The sequence below is a fragment of the Paenibacillus sp. MAH-35 genome (assembly GCF_058135425.1).
Genome location: NZ_JBYUPU010000006.1, coordinates 183,963 through 202,625, shown reverse-complemented (window position 1 = coordinate 202,625; position 18,663 = coordinate 183,963). Strand labels below are relative to the sequence as shown.

The 18,663-nt window shown below is 54.8% G+C and carries 16 protein-coding genes and 3 tRNA genes; 3 read left to right on the top strand and 16 right to left on the bottom strand.

The genetic code is table 11. From position 1 onward, the window contains the following. Positions 1 to 18: 18 nt before the first annotated feature. From AC3Y2E_RS08875 to AC3Y2E_RS08815, 13 genes are all read right to left on the bottom strand, one after another. Entirely contained in the window at positions 19 to 171 is a 153-nt protein-coding gene (locus tag AC3Y2E_RS08875) for a hypothetical protein (protein ID WP_379209245.1), read from the bottom strand. Further along, on the bottom strand, positions 171 to 413 hold the full coding sequence (locus AC3Y2E_RS08870; RefSeq protein ID WP_379209243.1) for a hypothetical protein: 243 nt from the start codon (positions 411 to 413) through the stop codon (positions 171 to 173). Before AC3Y2E_RS08870 ends, AC3Y2E_RS08875 begins: the two co-directional genes overlap by 1 nt. A gap of 152 nt (positions 414 to 565) precedes the next feature. Continuing rightward, a complete protein-coding gene (locus AC3Y2E_RS08865; RefSeq protein ID WP_379209241.1) occupies positions 566 to 997 on the bottom strand; it encodes a hypothetical protein in 432 nt (143 codons plus the stop codon). 154 nt (positions 998 to 1,151) lie between these two features. Continuing rightward, a tRNA-Leu gene (locus tag AC3Y2E_RS08860) sits at positions 1,152 to 1,234 on the bottom strand. 49 nt (positions 1,235 to 1,283) lie between these two features. After that, positions 1,284 to 1,360: transfer RNA gene (locus tag AC3Y2E_RS08855), tRNA-Ile, on the bottom strand. Between the two features lie 19 nt (positions 1,361 to 1,379). Next, positions 1,380 to 1,453, bottom strand: a tRNA-Met gene (locus tag AC3Y2E_RS08850). 116 nt (positions 1,454 to 1,569) lie between these two features. Further along, positions 1,570 to 1,776 (bottom strand): hypothetical protein, encoded by a 207-nt coding sequence (locus AC3Y2E_RS08845; protein ID WP_379209470.1) that lies wholly within the window; start codon positions 1,774 to 1,776, stop codon positions 1,570 to 1,572. A 165-nt stretch (positions 1,777 to 1,941) separates the two neighbouring features. After that, a complete protein-coding gene (locus AC3Y2E_RS08840) occupies positions 1,942 to 2,496 on the bottom strand; it encodes a phosphatidylglycerophosphatase A family protein (protein WP_190926278.1) in 555 nt (184 codons plus the stop codon). A gap of 115 nt (positions 2,497 to 2,611) precedes the next feature. Next, a complete protein-coding gene (locus AC3Y2E_RS08835) occupies positions 2,612 to 4,135 on the bottom strand; it encodes an extracellular solute-binding protein (protein ID WP_379209238.1) in 1,524 nt (507 codons plus the stop codon). Next, the gene (locus AC3Y2E_RS08830; protein ID WP_190926274.1) at positions 4,122 to 5,021 is read right to left on the bottom strand and encodes an ABC transporter ATP-binding protein; all 900 of its coding nucleotides are present in this window, start codon (positions 5,019 to 5,021) and stop codon (positions 4,122 to 4,124) included. Before AC3Y2E_RS08830 ends, AC3Y2E_RS08835 begins: the two co-directional genes overlap by 14 nt. Before the next feature lie 3 nt (positions 5,022 to 5,024). Beyond that, positions 5,025 to 7,940 (bottom strand): ABC transporter permease, encoded by a 2,916-nt coding sequence (locus AC3Y2E_RS08825; protein ID WP_379209236.1) that lies wholly within the window; start codon positions 7,938 to 7,940, stop codon positions 5,025 to 5,027. Between the two features lie 5 nt (positions 7,941 to 7,945). Beyond that, the gene (locus AC3Y2E_RS08820; RefSeq protein WP_332072971.1) at positions 7,946 to 9,022 is read right to left on the bottom strand and encodes an efflux RND transporter periplasmic adaptor subunit; all 1,077 of its coding nucleotides are present in this window, start codon (positions 9,020 to 9,022) and stop codon (positions 7,946 to 7,948) included. Beyond that, complete coding sequence (locus AC3Y2E_RS08815; protein ID WP_379209234.1) at positions 8,982 to 9,839, bottom strand: ABC transporter ATP-binding protein; 858 nt, start codon at positions 9,837 to 9,839, stop codon at positions 8,982 to 8,984. The genes AC3Y2E_RS08820 and AC3Y2E_RS08815 overlap by 41 nt, the downstream gene beginning before the upstream one ends. A gap of 281 nt (positions 9,840 to 10,120) precedes the next feature. On the opposite strand from AC3Y2E_RS08815, the gene AC3Y2E_RS08810 reads away from it, so the two are divergent. Continuing rightward, a complete protein-coding gene (locus AC3Y2E_RS08810; protein WP_379209231.1) occupies positions 10,121 to 10,297 on the top strand; it encodes a hypothetical protein in 177 nt (58 codons plus the stop codon). A gap of 860 nt (positions 10,298 to 11,157) precedes the next feature. Here AC3Y2E_RS08810 and AC3Y2E_RS08805 read toward each other — a convergent pair. Both AC3Y2E_RS08805 and AC3Y2E_RS08800 read right to left on the bottom strand, forming a co-directional pair. Further along, positions 11,158 to 11,982, bottom strand: coding sequence for an amidohydrolase family protein (locus tag AC3Y2E_RS08805; RefSeq protein ID WP_379209229.1), 825 nt, complete (start codon positions 11,980 to 11,982; stop codon positions 11,158 to 11,160). After that, positions 11,979 to 13,850, bottom strand: a complete 1,872-nt coding sequence (locus tag AC3Y2E_RS08800; RefSeq protein ID WP_379209227.1) for an ADP-ribosylglycohydrolase family protein — start codon at positions 13,848 to 13,850, stop codon at positions 11,979 to 11,981. The genes AC3Y2E_RS08805 and AC3Y2E_RS08800 overlap by 4 nt, the downstream gene beginning before the upstream one ends. 128 nt (positions 13,851 to 13,978) lie before the next feature. Here AC3Y2E_RS08800 and AC3Y2E_RS08795 point away from each other — a divergent pair, with 128 nt between their 5' ends. After that, on the top strand, positions 13,979 to 14,893 hold the full coding sequence (locus tag AC3Y2E_RS08795) for a helix-turn-helix domain-containing protein (protein WP_379209225.1): 915 nt from the start codon (positions 13,979 to 13,981) through the stop codon (positions 14,891 to 14,893). 423 nt (positions 14,894 to 15,316) lie between these two features. On the opposite strand, the gene AC3Y2E_RS08790 is transcribed toward AC3Y2E_RS08795, so the two are convergent. Next, a complete protein-coding gene (locus AC3Y2E_RS08790) occupies positions 15,317 to 16,201 on the bottom strand; it encodes a helix-turn-helix domain-containing protein (protein WP_379209223.1) in 885 nt (294 codons plus the stop codon). 209 nt (positions 16,202 to 16,410) lie between these two features. Between AC3Y2E_RS08790 and AC3Y2E_RS08785 the strand changes: the two genes are divergently transcribed. After that, positions 16,411 to 18,609: a family 78 glycoside hydrolase catalytic domain gene (locus tag AC3Y2E_RS08785; RefSeq protein ID WP_379209221.1), complete on the top strand. Its 2,199-nt coding sequence runs from the start codon at positions 16,411 to 16,413 to the stop codon at positions 18,607 to 18,609. Positions 18,610 to 18,663: the final 54 nt, after the last annotated feature.

Here is an 18,663-nt window from a genome sequence, read left to right as displayed (position 1 = left end):
GCTGAATTTTAACTGGTACTATTCTTTTCGGTTCTTAACAACGTTCCCTAAACCGATCTTATAAACGCCAATCACGGTTTTACCGTCTTCTTTATACAAGTGGATTGTTCTTCCGCCTTCCGCTATCTGATTATTCATCAAAGCGATTGCCTCTTCCGGTGTTTTTGGCATTACCCCTCTAAATCCTTTTTCAATATGTAACCGGATACTCCACCCTCTCCGATCGCTTTCATCAAATCCGGTCTTTCTTCAGGCGTACGCGCATTTACTGCTGTACCATACGTTTGGCCGCGTTCATTTACCGAGTAGGCGGTCGAAGGATGATCCTGACTGTTGTCCATCTGAGAAGCACTGATTGTTTTCACGGTGAGTGACCCCAAAGCAATACCGATGGCCAAGACTCCGCCAACCATAACGATTCTCCTCGATGCTGCCAGATCATTGATAACAATAGAGAGCCCCTGGCAGTCGGTTAACCGCTGAGCTCTCTTTTCCTGACGTTACAGATCAACTGCTATGCAACTACTTTCACATATACACTGCTTTATAACGAAACTTGACAAAGTCACGGCTCGGGGTCATAATTCCAAGTTAACTCTTTATCCAGCTCTTTATCGTACAGACTAACGCCGCTGGAGGTGCCCGGTCTATATTTGTCCGACTCTTTTTCTTTTTGATATTTGATATACTTCTTCTTGTATTGTTCCGTCTCCACACGTTGCTTCTCCGCATGCGCTTGGAGTTCTTGAACCGTTACACATCGCAGCGAGAAATTCACCGTAACGGTCCGCTCCATTTTGGTAATGACCGCATGCTGATAGCGGCTCCCGATTATTTCATAGGTATCGGGGATCGCCCCCAGATAGGCGTTGTGCGCATATACCTTCCAGGAACCGTCCTCCAGCCGCATATCGACCGGGTCGCCCTTTTTCAGTTTAAGCAGCACCGTTAACGGCGCCTGGTTTTTGCGGTCGACAAGACTTTCAATGATCATCATGGACACATCCCGGAAGCAGTCTGTTCTCTTGAAGTTTACACTCAAAAACCAGGTCGAACCCGGTTCGCCTGTACAAAAAAACGCCGAGTTATCGACGGGAATCAACTCCCACTGTCTTTAACTAAGCGTTTTGTGTTTTTGGATTGTAGGTTTATGCCGAGGACGAGACTCGAACTCGTACGGGGTTGCCCCCGCAGGATTTTAAGTCCTGTGCGTCTGCCATTCCGCCACCCCGGCATGTATGTATGGACGTTCCTATCAATCTATGATTGCCGCATGCTATTTCTGGTGGGCCCTGAGGGACTCGAACCCCCGACCAATCGGTTATGAGCCGACCGCTCTAACCAACTGAGCTAAGGGCCCCAATGAGCGGAAAAGATTATTGCGGGGGCAGGATTTGAACCTGCGGCCTTCGGGTTATGAGCCCGACGAGCTACCGGGCTGCTCCACCCCGCGTCGTTTGGAAATGCTGTCCTGTTCGCGACAGCGACAAAAATAAATATACACCATATGAAGAGTGGATGTCAATATTTTTTTCACTTATTGGTACGGTACGTAAGTTTTCTTGTTCCCTACAGCTGATACCGGACGCCGAACCGGCCTTTCTTGGACCTGAACACTTCCACCGACTGCGGGCATTCGTAGCCGTAGATCCACCAATCCTCTTCCATCCGCTTGGCCAGACAACCCGCCTGGAATTTGCTTTCATACAGCTTGACCCAGTACACCCATTGCATCTTCAATTCCGACCGATCCTTTCTTTGATTTTGTTCTCTCATTAGCATATCCCATCTCCCCCATTTTTTTACCGGAATCGGTACGATTCTATGCAAAAAGTTTCAGAAGCACGCTATTTGCCCTAACGCTTACGCCCCCGCTATAAACGAAAAAGGCCGCAAAAAAACCTCCCCGCATCTCTGCGTGAGAGGTTCTATACCGTTTATTCAGCCCGCATGCTCTCCCCGAAGCACCGCAGGGTTATCGACCGCCTCCAGGCGCTCCTCCTCGTCGCGCATCCGGTGAGCGATCCGGCTGGCCGCGGAAGCCGCGATGCTCGCCACCAGATCGTCGAGGAACGTATGGACGCCGTTCCCGCTTTTCGTATCAAGCCGCTTGATCACTCCGACCTTATGCTTGTCCAAATGACCGAACGTCGTAACAGCAATACTCCCATAGCCGAATACCGAGCCAAGCGCCAGCGTCTCGTCACAGCCGAACAACCCTTCGTCCGTCTCGACGATCGACTGCAGCGGTTCGGACAGCATCTGTTTCTCAGCCAGCTGGTCGAGCTCGATCCCCACCAATATCGCATGCTGTATCTCGCGCTTCTCCAGCACCGCCCGAACGCTTTCCAGGCACAACTGCAGCTTCAAACCCGCATTATAGGGAGATTGCATCTCATAGACGATATGAGCGATATCTTCAAGCTGTACGCCGCGCTCCTGCAGCTTGCGCAGTGCAGCTTCCTTTACATCTTTGCTGTGGACCCGTTTCCGCATTGGAATCTCCCCTTCGATGTCAGACATAGGTTCATTATAGCATGGACTTCCCGGAAATTGTCGGAAAATGCGAAAACCGGACCGCCTCAGTCGGCGATCCGGCATCCTTCATCGATTAGAACGCCGGCATCATCATCGGGCCGCCGCCGGGCATGATGTTGATCGGAGCGTTAGGATTATCCTTCATCTGCTTCAGCGCCGCATCTCCGGCCGTTTGCCATTCTTTCAGCGCTTCGCGGACGGTAATGTTGCCTTCAATCGCTTTTTTGAAATATTCCCGGCCAATATCATACACTTGACCGATATTTTGGTATTCCCGATACAGCTCGCTCATCTCGTCCTGAACCGGTACCGGCTTCATGGTGTAGAACGCTTTGATGTTATATTGCATGCCGTCGCGAGGCTGAATGTACTTCGCGCGGGATACGAGCTGGTTGACGCTCTTGGACTTCAGTCTGGCCCAGTCTTCGCCATTGATGAATTTAATGAACTTCCACGCTGCCGCCGAGTTTTGAGCCTTGGCGTTAATGCCCATCAGACCGTTCAGGTACACGTTGCCGCCGACGTCTTTAAACTCCGGATGCGAAGGCATCGAGACGATATCCCAATCGATAGGCGTATACCCTTTAATGTTGGCTGCATTTTTGTTGCTGCGGATCAGTTCGTTAATATTATACGTATGACCAAGCGTCATCGCGAGCTTGCCGTTCATGAACGTATTGTTTTGGAACGGATTGTACTCGCCGCTTGCCATCTGCGCCCGTCTGGCCGCATCCATCTTGCTGTAATCGATCGGCTCGGGGAATATTTTCTCCTTGCTGAGGCTGATCATCGTCGACCATACTTTTTCCCATTGATCGGAATCCACCGTCATACTTTCAGCGTTATCCGAGAACGTACGCAATTGAAGCGGCGCCGTATACGTCCTCATCTCGTGGAACAAGTTTTCTTTGGAGCCGTAATTGTATTGGTTAAAAGAAAATCCGTACACGCGGTTTTCATCTTCGCCTTTCGATACCCGGCGCGCCAGTTCGAACATCTCATCCCAGGTCATGCCGTCTTTCGGGTACCCAACACCCGCATCGTCAAACGGCTTCTTGTTGTACAGCAGCACTTGAGAGGAAAACGTCGGCGCAAGCGCATAAATCTTACCTTCGCCTGCAGACTTGATCCCGTCGATGACGGCCGGCACTACGTCTGACAAGTCGAATTTATCCTTTGTAATGTCCGCGTCTAGCTGCTTCAGCATGTTGTTGCTGATCAGATCGGGAAGCTGCTCAAAGTTAAGCATAACGACGTCAGGCGGGTTATCGCTGTTCATCAGCTCTTTCATTTTCTCGTTCGGATCTTCCGGTTTTTCCCCTTCCGGTCTCGGTCCGTAACGATACTGGTCCTGATTGACCGCAGACACGATCTCGACCTTTATGTTCGGATTATTGTATTCGAAAATTTCGGTAAACTGTTGGCGGAAGTACTCATCCTCCTCGCCGTAATACGGAGTCGCGATACGCAGCACCTGCTCGCCCTTATCGCCCGGCCCTTCCCCTTTATTGCATGCTGCCAGTACCGGCACGGTCAAGGTCGCAATTGCCGTAAGGCCGGTCAACGTTTTAAGCCATCGCGGTTTAGATTGATTCATTCGCTTCTCCCCCTAATTGTTTCGGCGCTTTAATCGTAATCGTCTTGCCGTCGAATTCCATCGACGCTTTGTTCGTGATTTGCAGAGCTTGTAAATATTCTTTAGGAATTTGCAGACGGCCCGCACGGTCAAGCACGACATACTCCTCGTGCCCCGCACGGATTCCTTTGAGATGAGCGCCGGCGCCTGCATCGAAATCGAGATTTTCGTTCCGCTTCACGAATTCGGTGCTCGTGAGGCCGTCGCGGATGGCCACGACCCGGTCCACCTTGCTGGCGAGCGACAGATCGTGGGTGACGATTACGATCGTGATGCCGATCTCTTTGTTCAGCCTGCGGAAAATATCCATGATCAGGTCCGACGTTTGCGTATCCACCGAACCGGTAGGTTCGTCGGCCAGCAGCAGCGACGGCCGGTTCGACAGCGAGATGGCGATCGCGACGCGTTGCTGCTCCCCGCCGGAGAGCTGGTACAGCTTGTTGTTCATCCGCTCCTTGAGCCCCACCCAATCCAGCAACTGCTTGGCGTAGGCGCGATCCACCTTGCCGTTCAGCATCATCGGCATTTCCACGTTTTCCAGCGCGGTCAAGTAGGGAAGCAGGTTCCGAGCGTTATTTTGCCAGATGAAGCCTACCGTCTTGCGCTTGTACTCTACCAGCTGTTCGTCGGTAATCTTCAGCAGATCCCATTCGCCGACCCGGACCTGGCCCGCGGAAGGGCGGTCGAGTCCGCCCAGAATGTTCAGCATCGTCGACTTTCCGCTTCCGCTGTTGCCGATAATCGCCATCATCTCGCCGGCTTCTACCGAAATGTTCAAGCCTTGCAGTGCGACGACCTCGATCTCGTCGGTTTTGAAAATTTTAACTAATCCTTCGCAAGTAATCATCGGTTACCGCTCCTCCCCCAGCTTAACCGCCTGATGCACTCTCAGCCGGCGAATATGAAGCAGCAGCAGCGTTGCGCCAGTAATCAGCATAAATCCGACGACGGCGTAAAGCTGATACATGTCTCTGGCTTCGAACACGACCCGGAACGGCGGAACTTGGGTTTTGGCATTTTCCGTCGTCTGCAGGAACGGCAGGAACAGAATACTCGTCAGCCTGCCGATGACGAAGCCCAGCACAATCGACAAGCCCGCGGTAAACACCTGTTCGAGAAGCAGCATGCCGGTCAACTGCTTGCGCGACAATCCCATTGCCCGCAAGACGCCGAACTGGACGACCCTGCTCGACAGATTAAAGAACCAATACAGCACATATCCGATCAGCGATACGAGAACCGATACGAGGAAACCGAGGCTCAGTATGCCGAATACGCCGCCGCGCGACGGATGTTTGCTTTGGGTGATCAGCTCTCTTCGTACGTCCTTGTAGCTGACCAATGGAATATTTTTCTCTTGCAGCGTCTCGATAATCGGAGCGAGCAGCGCTCCGGGCTTCATTTTCAGCCAGACGTCATAAGGTACGAGAGGCGCCTGATCGAATATGTAATCCAGATTGGCGATGAAAAACGGCGATTGATCTGGATACAGCGACGGCCAATACGGCAGCGTGCCGACAATGACAAACTCGACCATCTGCTGCTGAATCGCGATCGAGATCAGATCGCCCGGCTTCACCTGATGTTTCTTGGCGAACGATTCCGGGATGATCACCGCATGCTCGTAAGAGCCGAGCAGTTGCAAATATTGCCGCGGATGCGCCGGGAACAAATCGTTGCGGAACCAGGCCACTTCCGCGAAGTCCACGTTGTCGATACCCATGACGGTACCGGCGCCAAGCGATTTGCCGGAAACGACGACGTTTCCTTTCGTTTGCAGCACTCTCGCCGCATGTTCCACGCCTTCCAGCGTGCGGAAAATTTCAAACGGCGGTTCGAGGTACAGCATCTTCGAGTTTTGCGGTTCGCCGCCGGGATTGCCTCCCGGGTTGCCGCCTCCGCCTCCGCCTTGGCCTCCTTGGCCTCCTTGGCCACCTTGACCGCCTTGTCCCCCCTGACCGCCTTGGCCTCCTTGACCTTGATCCGGCGACGGCGGCGGTGCTTCCGAGTACGCTTCCCATACGGGCTGAAGCACGACATCGGTGCCGTACTGGTATAACGTGCGCTCGGTGGAGTTCAGATCGATCGTCCGTGCTGCAGAGGAGTTGTATACCCCTAGGCCCAGAGTCAAAATAAGCAGCAGCATAAGCGGATAATACGATTTGGACGAACGGGACAGCTGCGTAAGCGTCAAATAGATCGGTACGGGCAAAAACGTTTTGCCGAGCCAGTTAAACAGCCGCAGCAGCCACGGAAACAATCTCAGGAAAAACAGGCCCAGCGCGAATATCGTAAGCGCCGGAACGAAAAACAACAGCGGATGCACCTGAAGCTGATCGTTCGTCAAGCCGGTTTTGGCCGACAACACCTGATAATTTTGAAACGAATAATACCCGTATCCGGCCAGCAGAATAAGCAGCACGTCCAAAAACCATTTCTGCCAGAACGGCTTGCGGTCTGAACGGGCCAACTGCTGCTTGTAGCTGACGATGGACGACCGGGCGAAGGAAACCGCCGGAATTACGCTCGCAAGTATGGCCAGCAGCACCGCCGCTCCCCCGTACATCAGCGCTTCCGTCGTCACTCCTACCGGAACCGCCTTCCGGTCGACAAACATAAGGAATCCGTTCGACGAGCCGATGCTTTTCGCCATCATCCATCCGATAACCGGACCGATAAGGAGGGCGATACCGCCGAGCAGAAGCCCTTCCAGCAAATATACCCAAATGATCTGGCGGGTGCTTCCCCCGCGGCTTCGCAGTACGGCGATGTCGCTCCGCTGGCGGTCCAGCGACTGGCGCGCATTCATGACGATATAATAAAAGACCATCGCGATCATCGGCGCAGCGAGCGTGAACAGCGTCATTTGCATTTGCAAGCTTTGCCGCTTGAACTCGGTGAGCATATCCTGGAACGAGAAGTCCACTCTCGTATCCTTCAGCTTCTGGTACAGCGTAATGTCCAGCCGGTCCAGAATCCGGGACAGATCGGACAGCTGACTTGTTTTGATTTCGCGCAAGTCGAACGCGTAATACCAGTTCGCAAGATTAAGCGGTATTTTTTTCTGCTGGAGCAGTTCGTTCTGGAACACTTCGTCACTGACGATCAGGCTGTTGAGCAGTCCCTCGAAGCCTTGGTACCAATAAGGGTCTTCCTCCTGCTTCGGCTTGAACGTGCCGACAACCTTCACCTTAAGCGGTGCGATGCCTTGCCCGCCGGTAATCGGATAATTGAACTCGTCTCCGACTCTGAAATCGTTCCGGTACATCGCTTCTTCGAAAACGACCGCCTCGATGACCCCGTTCTTGACTTGATCGGAGAACGGGCTGCCGTTCGACATCTCGATATGGTCGGCCAAGCCGCCGTATGTGACGATCGTCATCTGGCGGCGTTTGCTCGGGTCCGTCTTGGTCGGATCGACCGGCGTGATCTGCGAACCCCGAATCGAATAAGAACGTGCATAAGTCGTAAACGGAAATCCGATCTGCTTCGGAATCTCGTCGCGAATGTAGGCGTCAACGTCACCAAGCGATTCCAGATCGGCTTTATCCGCCCCTACCGCCTGATAACGGATCAGCGTCGAGCCCGGAGGCAGTCCGTCCGTATTGTCCAGCAGCGTATTCGCTACGACCCGCTTGAGCGAGCCGTCCGAGTACATCGGGATACTGGTCGTGAACGCTACCGCCACAATAAGCCCGAGCAGTGTACTGAGCGTCATCCAGCGGTTATTCCACATTTTACGATACAAAAACCGGAGCATAGGCATAGACGTTATCTCCCCACCACTTTTTGCCCCGGCTGCAGGCCTTTAAGGATCTCCACTTCGGTCGACGTCTGCTGGCCGATCTCTACGTCTACCTCCCGCTTCCCCTTATCGTCGACCACTTGCACATAGTTGCGGCCGGAATAGCTGCGAAGCGCGGAAGCCGGAATGACGACTGCGTTTTCTTTCCGCTGGGTGATGACCTGCACGCTTAGCGGCGTTCCGCGGTTGAGTCCTTGAGGGAACGCATCGAGCTCCACGACCAGATAGTTGTCGATCGTGTCTTGTTTCTTCTGCCCGCCCGGGTTGTTGTTGTTATCCTGCTTAGGAGCGGGCAGCTGCTTCACCTTGCCCTTATGCTGACCAGCCATGTTAATATCGACCAGCACTTCCATTCCGACCGCTACCTTTTTGAGGTCGTCGGCGCTCAGGTCGGCCACGACGGTCAGCTCGTTCAGGTCGGCGATGACGGCAATATCGTCGTACGCCTTGACGCTGTCGCCTTTTTTGACTGGCACGGAGACGATTGTCCCGCCGAAAGGAGCGCTCAGCTTCGCCTTGGCGATCGACGTTTCCAGCTCAGTCAGCTTTTCCTTTTTGAGCTCGAACTGGATCTTGGCCTGCTCCAGCTCGGTTGCCGATTGGTCGCCGTCGCTTTTGCGAAGCTTCTCGATCATCGCCAGCTCCTCGCTGCGCTGCTGCAGTCTCAGCGTACGAAGCTCACTTTCCAGCGTGCTGACGTCAAGCTCCGCGATCAGTTGGCCCGCCGTGACCGCATCTCCGGATTTGACATACATTTCCTTAATCCGTTTGTTGTCCTCGGTGAAATACAAGATTTCCTCCTTGGTGGACATCAGCCGGCCGGCGCCTCTCACTTTCGTTTCGAGAGTCGTCGTCTTGACTGTGTGCTCCGGCTTCGCAGAAATTTTCGGCGGAGTAATCGCCGGAAGCACTTCCTCTTCCTCTTCTTTCGGAAGCAGCGAGCAACCGCTGGCGGCTATCATGGATACGGCCAATACAACTGTAAGTATCGTTTTGCTGCGTTTATGTAGTGACGAATTTCCCGTCAACCATCTGATAGACATGGTCGGCTACCTCCAAAATCGTAGGGTCGTGTGTAGTCATGCAGATCGTCACCTGCTCGGTCTCGATGATTTCGCGAAAAACCGACATGATCTGCGCGCCCATCTGCGAATCGAGCTCCGCAGTCGGTTCGTCCGCCAGCAGCAGCGTTGGACGGTGTGCAATCGATTTGGCGATAGCCACCCTCTGCTGCTCGCCGCCGGACAATTCGAACGGGCGGTGGTGCATCCTTTTGCCAAGTCCGACAAGTTCCAGACAATGCTCGACTCGCGGCTTCCACATCGAACGCGGAATACCGGCCATCCTCATCGACAGCTCGACGTTTTCCCATGCGGACAACAGCGGCATAAGCGCATAAGCCTGGAAGATGAACCCGATCTGCTTGCGTCTCACTTCGGTCCGCTTATCGTCATTCCACTGATGGAACGGGTGTCCCATAAAATAAATCTCGCCTTTGTTCGGCTGATCAAGGCCGCCGATCATATTCATCAGCGTCGTCTTGCCCGAGCCCGAACGTCCGCGAAGCATAACCAATTGGCCGCGCCTCAGTTCCATATCGATTCCTTTCAGGACGTGAAGCTGCTGACCGCCTACCGGAAATGAACGCTCGACATGGTTGACGGACAGAATCAGCTCATTCGCTGCCGGCTCTCCCCTGACCGGCAGACCGGCCACCGCCGCTGTTCCGTCCCGGGAAGCCGTCTCGGCAGCCGACGCGGTCTCCACCGCAGCAGCCGATGTCGCGGGCCGTTCACCGGATGCTGCAGCCGGCGCCGTTTCCTTCTTTTTTTTCGCGGCAAAACGCGGAAGCCAAGCCATCCCCCGATTCTCCTCCTATCTCTTTCGCGTTCATAGTTCGTTCATACAAACTATAGACGTCGCATCGACAAAAAAAGTTACATGGTTTGCAAAATTTTTCATAATGGGCCCTCAAAAAATCGGACCCGTTCACGAATGCAGCGGACGAATGGTTTTGGCGAGGTAGGAAACCTTGCACGTTCTGGAATTGCAAACCTCTCCCCGAATAATCCCTAGTATTCTGGTGTGAAATAAGGTATACTACATCTAACTTCATTGCTGACGGAAGGAGTTTGGCGAAAATGAACAAGAAGAAATGGATTTCCTTCTCGACGATCGCCATCGTAGCAGTCGTGGTGGCCGTATACGGACAAAAGGACCGGGTTTCCGTCGTAGAGGCGAAGCCGTACGTGCCTCAGCCCCTAATCGTATTGACCGGAGACGGAATTGTGTACAACGACGCCCCCGATTGCCACTGATCTTAGGCCCGGCGGGACTTTGACGCATATATCGACAGGACGGCTGGCATATCCATATACAACGTATACAACCGCTTTTGGTTTCGACCTTCTAAGAAAAGCTTCCAAACCCGGCCTTGTTCAAGTCCAATCCCCCCTGCGCAAACATTCCCCTCGGATATGAACGTTTCGCTTCACTGAAGACGTGTTTGCGGGAGCGGCACTGCAAGGAATAAGAGCCTTTGGCGAGACTGTCGATTCATTGTGTAGAAGTGTTATCAGTCCGTTCCAAGTGAAAAGTTACCTTCTTCTGCTCAAACAGGTTGTCCGGAATCCCTTGATTGAATAAGGATTGTAAGGTAGGGGATTCCAGACAAAACTCGCCAGAAGGTAATCTTTTCCTTTTCCACTTGGTTGTCCACAATGAATCGACAGGCTCGCTATACTCTTTTAGCCGGTTTTAGCAGCTACGAACCGCTCTTATTTCCCCGACCAAGCGGGTTTCGGACAAAATACAGGGTACAAACCACCCTTATCCGGTCGGCCCGTGCCCATGAGCGGCTCCCGGCGCGCGTGAACGGCGGCATAGATTCGTGCAAAACGTATTTCGGCATCGCTGCGCACTAATCTTAACCCTGTAATAACCGTCCGGGAGTGGGATTTCCCCCAGACGGTTTTTCGGCATACCCGTACGCCGGCGCGTCTGAGGAAACGGGCAGTATCGCTTGCTCCAGTTGGTTCCATTACGATTCCCCTCCCTGCTCCAGTCCCTTTCTTTGGCCCAAAATAAAAAGAACCTTCGCCCTCCCGCGATCTATTGCAGGAAATGAAGGTTCATTAGTTATGGATGAAAAACGGCAATACGCCGAAGTCCGTTCCGTTCATCTCAAACCGTAAAACCGCGCCGCATTGTCTCCCCACAAGCCGGTCCACCTCGAATCCTCCGGTCCGGCAGGAAGCAGCCCGGCCAACGATTCGTACACCCGATCGTAGTCAGCCGACCAGAGACAAACCGGCCAATCGCTTCCGTACATCACCCGATCCGGGCCAAACACGTCCAATACATAGGTCACGTACGGCTTCCACGCCTCGGCATCCCACCGTTCTCTGCTCTCCGGCACCATTCCGGATAGTTTGCACATCACATTCGGGTACTCCGCCAGCCGCCGAATCGCCTCCTGCCACCGGACCGGGGATTGTCTCCAATCCGGCTTCGCCAGATGATCGATAACGGCGGGAAGCTCCGGGACTCGCTCCATCAGCTTAACCGCACTGTCGAGCAGGCGCGGGCGGAGCTGAAGGTCGATCGGAAACCGCTGCCGCTCCAAAATCCGCATGGAACCCGCAACCGATTCGCCCAGCAGCCAGTCGTCCGGCAAATCCTGAATCATCGGCCGGATGCTGACAAACTTCGGATGCTCGCGCTGCCCGGCCAAAGCTTCAGCGAATCCGGGCGACTCGAGATCAAGCCAGCCGACGACCCCCAGAATCGAAGGGTACGTATCGCTCAGTGCCAGAAGATACTTCGTCTCTTCCACAGTAGGCGCGGCCTGCACCGCAACGGAACCTTCCATCCTGTACTTGCCGAGCAACGGCTCGAGCTGATCCGGCAAAAAGTCCCGGTACATCGCGTCCAGCCCGGGGGTCAGCCAGCCGTAATCGCCCCGCTGCGGCTCCCAGTAATGCTGATGTGCGTCGACTCTCAACGGAGCCCCCAGGTTACGTCCGTGAAGAAGTAGCAAGGGCCTGGAGAGGACGTCTTCCTTACGGATACGGGCAGGACGTATACTTCGAGCGGCCTTTCACCCTTTACGACTTCCACTTCCACTTCATGATAACCTTCCCCGATCGTCAATTCGGCCGTTTGTCTGGGGGGAGCTCTATGGAAAGCCGGCATCAGCGGCAGCGTATCGCCGCAGTCGACGACAAGCTGTCCGTCCAGCTTCATCCGAACCGGGCAGTTGGCTGCGGCTATAAGACGGAACGGTCTCTCCGTCGGAACATGCATCGTCGTTCTGGCCCGGTACGCGCCCTCCGTCTCGGCTCCGAGCGCCTTCTCCCAGTCCAGTCTGTTTCCGCTAAACCAGACGTCCTCGAGCTGCTGCCCGTCAGGTCCCCATACCGTCCACTTCGCAGCTCCGACGAGGGAGAACGCTACCCGTTGTTCGGACCATACGGACACGTCATGGTTTCTGGTCCATAGAAACGCCAGGCCGTTACACGAGTTTACCAACTCGTTAGCGCGAATTTCCGCTTCCCAGCGGTACGATTGCCCCGGCTCCAGCACGACCGGCCGAGCTTCGGAAGCGGTCCATCCGTCCGGCAGCTCCAGGGAGACCGTCCCTTCAACGGTGACCCGGGAACAGTTGGTCAACTCGAAAATGACGGATTTCGTCTGATTCGTCCCGATCGCGGGGCCCGTCTCCCCATACTCGATAACCAGTTCCAGATCCGGATTACGCACAGACCCTTCGGGAAGCTGATACCGGTTCGACGATACCGGGCTTTCCGATAATGCAATCAGCGGGTCTACTGCCGCTTCCTTCCGGCTCCAGGAGGTCGGCAGTTCCGGATGCACGATGATGTCCGAATCCCAGGCCGCGAGCACTTGCTTGCCCATACGGATCGTGCGGCGGGTCAATTCGTCCAGATTGGCCGGAGCCGGAAATCCTTTGATCGGAGGGCTCACCACGACCCGGTCGCCTACAGGCTTGACCCATCTTTCCGGCAGTTGTTCCGGTCCGAGCAGCATACCGAGAATCGCGCCGAGCGTCGCCGCCGTGCAGTCCGTATCATAGCCGCAGTTGACCGATTTCAGCAGCGCGTCCTCAAAGTTGTCGCCGTACAGCCAGCCGAGAATCGTAAACGCGATATTTTGCGGGGCATCGGTAAAATTATCGTTTCCGTGATGCTTCAGAATCAGCTCGCGCGCTTCCGTCCAGCTGCAGCCTTCCTTGTGCCAGCGGATCAAGTCCCGCATCGCTTTGGCGGTCCGGCAACTTTCCGGAATGTGCTTCATGCCGATTTCGATCAGCCGGTCTCTGTCCTTCTCGACGAAGATCGCGCTTTCCAGCGCCGCGAAAAACATTTCCCCATATACGCCCTCGCCCCCGGCATGGTCCACGATGGCGTCCTGATACGCGTAATATGCCGCAATCTCCGGTGCGCCCGGCGCAGCCATCGCCCAGATCTCGGAGCGGATCGGCGAACCCATACAGTTCGTAAACGGATTGTTGAACCAGCCCGCTACCGGAGCCTGCAGCCCCCGGCGCAAGTTGGCAAGCGCATACCCGTATTCGTCGAACGGGAAAAATACGTGCTCCGCCCATTCCTTCCCGAGCTCCCGTGCGGTCAAGGACGGACCGTACTGCTCCAAAGCGTGCAGCCAGACGAGCTGCAAGTCCAGATCGTCGTTCTCGAGCGGGCCGTCCGGAAGCTTCGGATAAAAGGTCAGATCCAGCAGCTCCTTCCTGCCTTCTACCGGCGCGCCCAGCGTTCCGCCGATATTTTTGCCCAGCCATCCGCCGTACACGATCCGGTAATAGTCCCGCTCATTCAAAATACTGATTCCCATATCTTCTCCTCCAGCCGCTTATCCGTCATGGTATAATGCATGTAGCCTGATTTCATTATAGGAACGGCCGCCCGCCGCATCCATGAACAGGATTAAGGTTTTGTCATGAAAAATCATCGGAGGAAGTCATGACTCTCTACTATTCCATGTCCCGTTTATCGACACTAGACGTCAGATGGGCCGATTATCTCGATACGAACCGCAGCACTTCCTTCTTCAACAATATGCACTATAACCCTTATTACGAGCTGATCGTTGTGGCGGAGGGGACGGTTCATTTGCAGACGGGAGACAGCCGGATGACGCTGCAGATGGGAGATTCGTACTTGCTGAAGCCGTGGGAGCCGCATGGCGGATGGAGTCCTTGCGAAGGTTCGGGCAAGTTTTTCTGGGTGCAGTTCTCCTGCGAGCCCGGCATGAACGAATTCGTTCTAAATCGCGCCTCCGAACTTAATATCGTGCATGCCGAGCGGACAGAATTAAGGACCGTGAAGGTGAGCCACGAGGATCTGCTGATCATTCCCCGCCAGTTCAGCAACCGGGACCGCTATACGCTGCTCGGCCTGTTCGAGAAACTTCTGGACACGATGAACCGGCCTGAAGGATATTTCCGGTATCAGGCCACGCTGCTGCTGTCGGACATGCTTCACCGGATCGCCTCCGGATTTCTGGAGTCCAGCCACCTCGACACTTCGTTTCCGATCTCATATATTACGTTCCGCAAACTGGTCAATATGCTGAACAACTCGTACGAGCGCGAAGTGAGCAAGGATCAGCTGGAGCAGGCCATGGAAAGAAAGTATGAATATTTGTGCCAAGTATTTCGCAAGTATACGGGTTCGACGATCCATCATTACGTCCAGCAGCTGCGCGTGCAGCGCGCCAAACATTTGCTGCATCAGACCGATAAAACCGTCAAGGAAATCTCCATGGAGGTCGGCTACCAGGAGCCCTTTTATTTCAGCCGCATCTTCAAAAAGATGGAAGGCGTGTCGCCCCAGCACTACCGGGAAAGAGGAGCGGCGCCCGGCAAGCCGAAGTGACGGCTGTCATCCTTCACGCTCGATTGCTGATACGCAGCCTGCGTCGAAACCGCACCGGCAGCTTCGACTTCCCATCCAGCCTGTGAAGCTTCTTCTGGAAGAACTACTTCCGTTATCTGTTATTCGCCGCAGGAAAAAGACGTTTAGCGGAAGAATAGGTTCCGTTACTTTCGACGAAACAGCCTACTCCACTCCAAAACGCCAAAATAAAGGAAACGAAATTTCCTCTATCTCTTAAAATGCACATCCCTTTCGGGAATACCGGAAGTTAGACTTCCTCTTGGCTATGAAAAACCAGCCGATCCCGGATTATCCGCTCCTCTCCATACGGCAAAACGTATCCTCAGCTACGGCAAGGTTCATCATTTCCTAAATAAAAAGAACAAAGTGCGCCTCATTCCGGCACCCTTTGTCCGTATCCCGTCAAGTCCGGGCCAACCGGCGGTAATCCCGCGGGGAAATTCCGATCTGTTCCTTGAACAGCTTGTTGAAATAACTGCTATCCCCAATGCCTACCCGTTCCGCGATATGAATGACTTTCTCGTCCGTGCCCCGAAGCAGCTCCAAAGCAGATTGGATGCGCAGCTCGTTGCGGTACCCGGTAAACGTCTTGCCCGTAACTTCTTTGAATTTGGCCGTAAAAGCCGATTGGCTCATGCCGCACATCCGGCACACCTGCTCCAGCTGAAGCGGCTCGGCATAGTGCGTATCGAGAAACTCGCACAACTTCCGGATCGCTTCTGAGTCCCGGGTCTGAAACGGCGGCTCCGCCGTTACCGGCTCGTACCGCCGGCTCAGCCAGACGAGCAGCTCGATCAGCAACGCCTTCACCGTAATCCGGTAACCAAGCGGTTTGTCGCGAAATTCCCGGACAATCCGGTCGAGACGCTGCTTCACCTCCTCCGCCTCCGAACGGGACAGCTTCAGATGAGACTCGAAATCCGGATTTTGCTTCATAAACGGCTCCACATAAAAAAACTGCACAAACGGCGTCACCTGCGACAGCACCTTCAACTCCGATACGAGAAAAGACGGCAAAAACAAAATGTTGTACACGTCCAGCGGAGCGTCTCCGATCACGCGATAATCATGCTCGGCGTAAGGCGGAATGACGAACAGATCTCCCTTGGATACCGGAAACCGGTTTCCTTTGTACAGATGCTCGCCGCAGCCGCTGTCCACGTAGACAAGCTCAACAAACTCATGCACATGAGGCGTAAACGGCCGGTCCGGCATCGTCGAGTAAGGAAAGGCCGCAAAAGCAAATTCGTCGCTCTCCAAATAACGTTCCTTCGAGTAAACGAGCATATCAGGCTCCTTCTTCCGCAGAACTCGTCCTTCTGAAGCAATAGTAAAATACGCTGCTCCTTCTGGCAAGAGGCCCGGCGCGTCAGATCCCCCCTGTTTTACGGCAAAAGTTACAAGATCGGAGCCCTTATCTGTTGTACACTCTCCGCATACAGAGCTGTCGCCCTGCAGATGGACAGCTGTTTACAACCCGAAAAGGAGTGCAAAAAATGGACAAACGATGGTCTGCCCACTGGATTATGGACGAAGATTTCGCCGGCCTAAAGCCGATCGACGTATACCGCAAGCAACTGGAGCCCAGCCAAGGCCCGAAACACCGGGACGATCTGAAAAACCGGCATATACTCGCCCGAACCACGTTCGTACTCGACGACTCGTACGAAAACGCCATGCTTCACATTACCGCCGACGACTGTTACAAGCTGTATGTGAACGGGACGTTTGTCGGTCAAGGCCCTGCGCAAGGGAATCATTATCATTACTATTACAACCGGTACGACCTCGCTCCTTTTTTGCATAAGGGGGTCAACGTAATCGCTGTCCACGTCTATTATCAGGGACTGATCTGCCGGGCGTTCAACAGCGGAGACTACCGGCAAGGGCTGATCGCCGAGCTGGACGTTCAGGGGCGAACGGTCGTGAAGACGGACCGGACGTGGAAGATCGAGACGGCCCGCGAATATGCGAGCGGCGGGATCGTAGGTTATGACACGCAGTATCTGGAACATATCGACAACCGGCTGAAGCTTACCGGCTGGCGGGAGCCAGGCTATGACGACTCGGGCTGGCGGACTCCGGCCGAGCATTGGTCCGACGATCACCGGTTATTTGCACAGCCTACCCCGACGGTTAGCGTATATGAGATCCAGCCGGTGCAGATCGTCTCTTTACCGGAGAACTCCGGCGGCTTCCTGCTCGATTTTGGCGGAGAGCGGACCGGCCAGTTCCGGATGAAGGCGCGCGGCACCCCCGGGCAAACGATTGAGATCCGGTGCGGCGAGGAGCTGGAGGACGACGGGAGCGTCCGCTACAAGATGCGGTGCAATTGCACGTATCGCGAAGTATGGACGTTGTCCGGCAGCGATGAGGACGAGCTCGAGTTTTACGATTACAAAGCTTTCCGTTACGTCGAGGTTTTGCCGGAGGCGGGAGTTCAGACGGACCCGGACAGCTTCGGCGTCATCGTCCGCCACTATCCGTTCGATGAGGAGGCCAGCCGGTTCGAGTCGTCCGATCCGTTGCTGGACCGGATCTGGGAAATTTGCCGCGAAGGCGTGAAATACGGCTCCCAGGAAAACTACGTCGATTGTCCTTCCCGGGAGAAGGGCCAATACTTGGGCGACAATACGATCATCACGCATGCTCATGCCTACTTGACTGGGGATCTTCGTCTGTTCCGCAAGTCGCTGATCGATTTCGCCGTATTGTCCTCCCGCACTTGTACCGGCTTTATGGCAGTAGCTCCGGGGCATTTCATGCAGGAGTTCGTCGACTATTCCCTTCAATGGCCTTTGCAGCTGCTGCGTTATACGATGCTCTGCGGAGATACGGATTTCCTGCGGGAGATGCTTCCCGTGGCGGAACGGCTGATGCGGTATTACGACAAATACAAGCGGGAAGACGGCCTGCTCGCGAATGTAACAGACAAGCCGAATCTGGTCGACTGGCCGACCAATATGCGCGACGGCTATGACTTCCCGCTCGAACCTGTCGGAGAAGGCTGCCACAACGTCGTCAACGCCTGGTATTACGGAGCGATGCTCGCCATGAGCGAGATCCGGCAGCTGTTGAACGAGCCGGACCCGGAGAGCGGGGTCCGAAGTTCTTTCAAGAACGCGTTCCGGCAAGCTTTTCTGAATACGGAGACGAACTTGTTCACCGACGCGGAAGGCTCGCTCCATTCCTCGCTGCATGCCAATGCGCTACCGCTGCTGTTCCGGCTGACGGAAGAACGCGACCGCCATGCCGTCGTCGGCCTGATCCGGGAGAAGCGCTTAAGCTGCGGCGTTTATATAGCCTACTTTGTTCTGCAGGCGCTCGCTGCCGCAGGGGAGCACGAGCTCGTATACGAGTTGATCACCTCGGACGATCTGCATTCGTGGAGCACGATGGTGAAGGAAGGCGCGACCACCTGCTTCGAAGTATGGTCCAAAGATTTGAAGCGGAATACGAGTCTCTGCCACCCTTGGGCCAGCGCCCCGATCCCGCTGCTTATCGAAGAAATAGCGGGCATCAAGCCGGCCTCGCCGGGCTGGACATCGCTGACGTTCGCACCCCGGGTCCCGGCCTCCCTGGACAAGATCAGCTTGCAGTTCCGGATTCCTTCCGGGACAGTCCGATTCAGCTATGCGGACGGCAAAGCGGAACTGGACGTTCCCGACGGAGTCCGGGTGGAGAGGCTAAGCTAAGCCAAGCCGGCGTACTACAAACATCCCCGTCATCCTGCAGCTCCGCCTCAAACG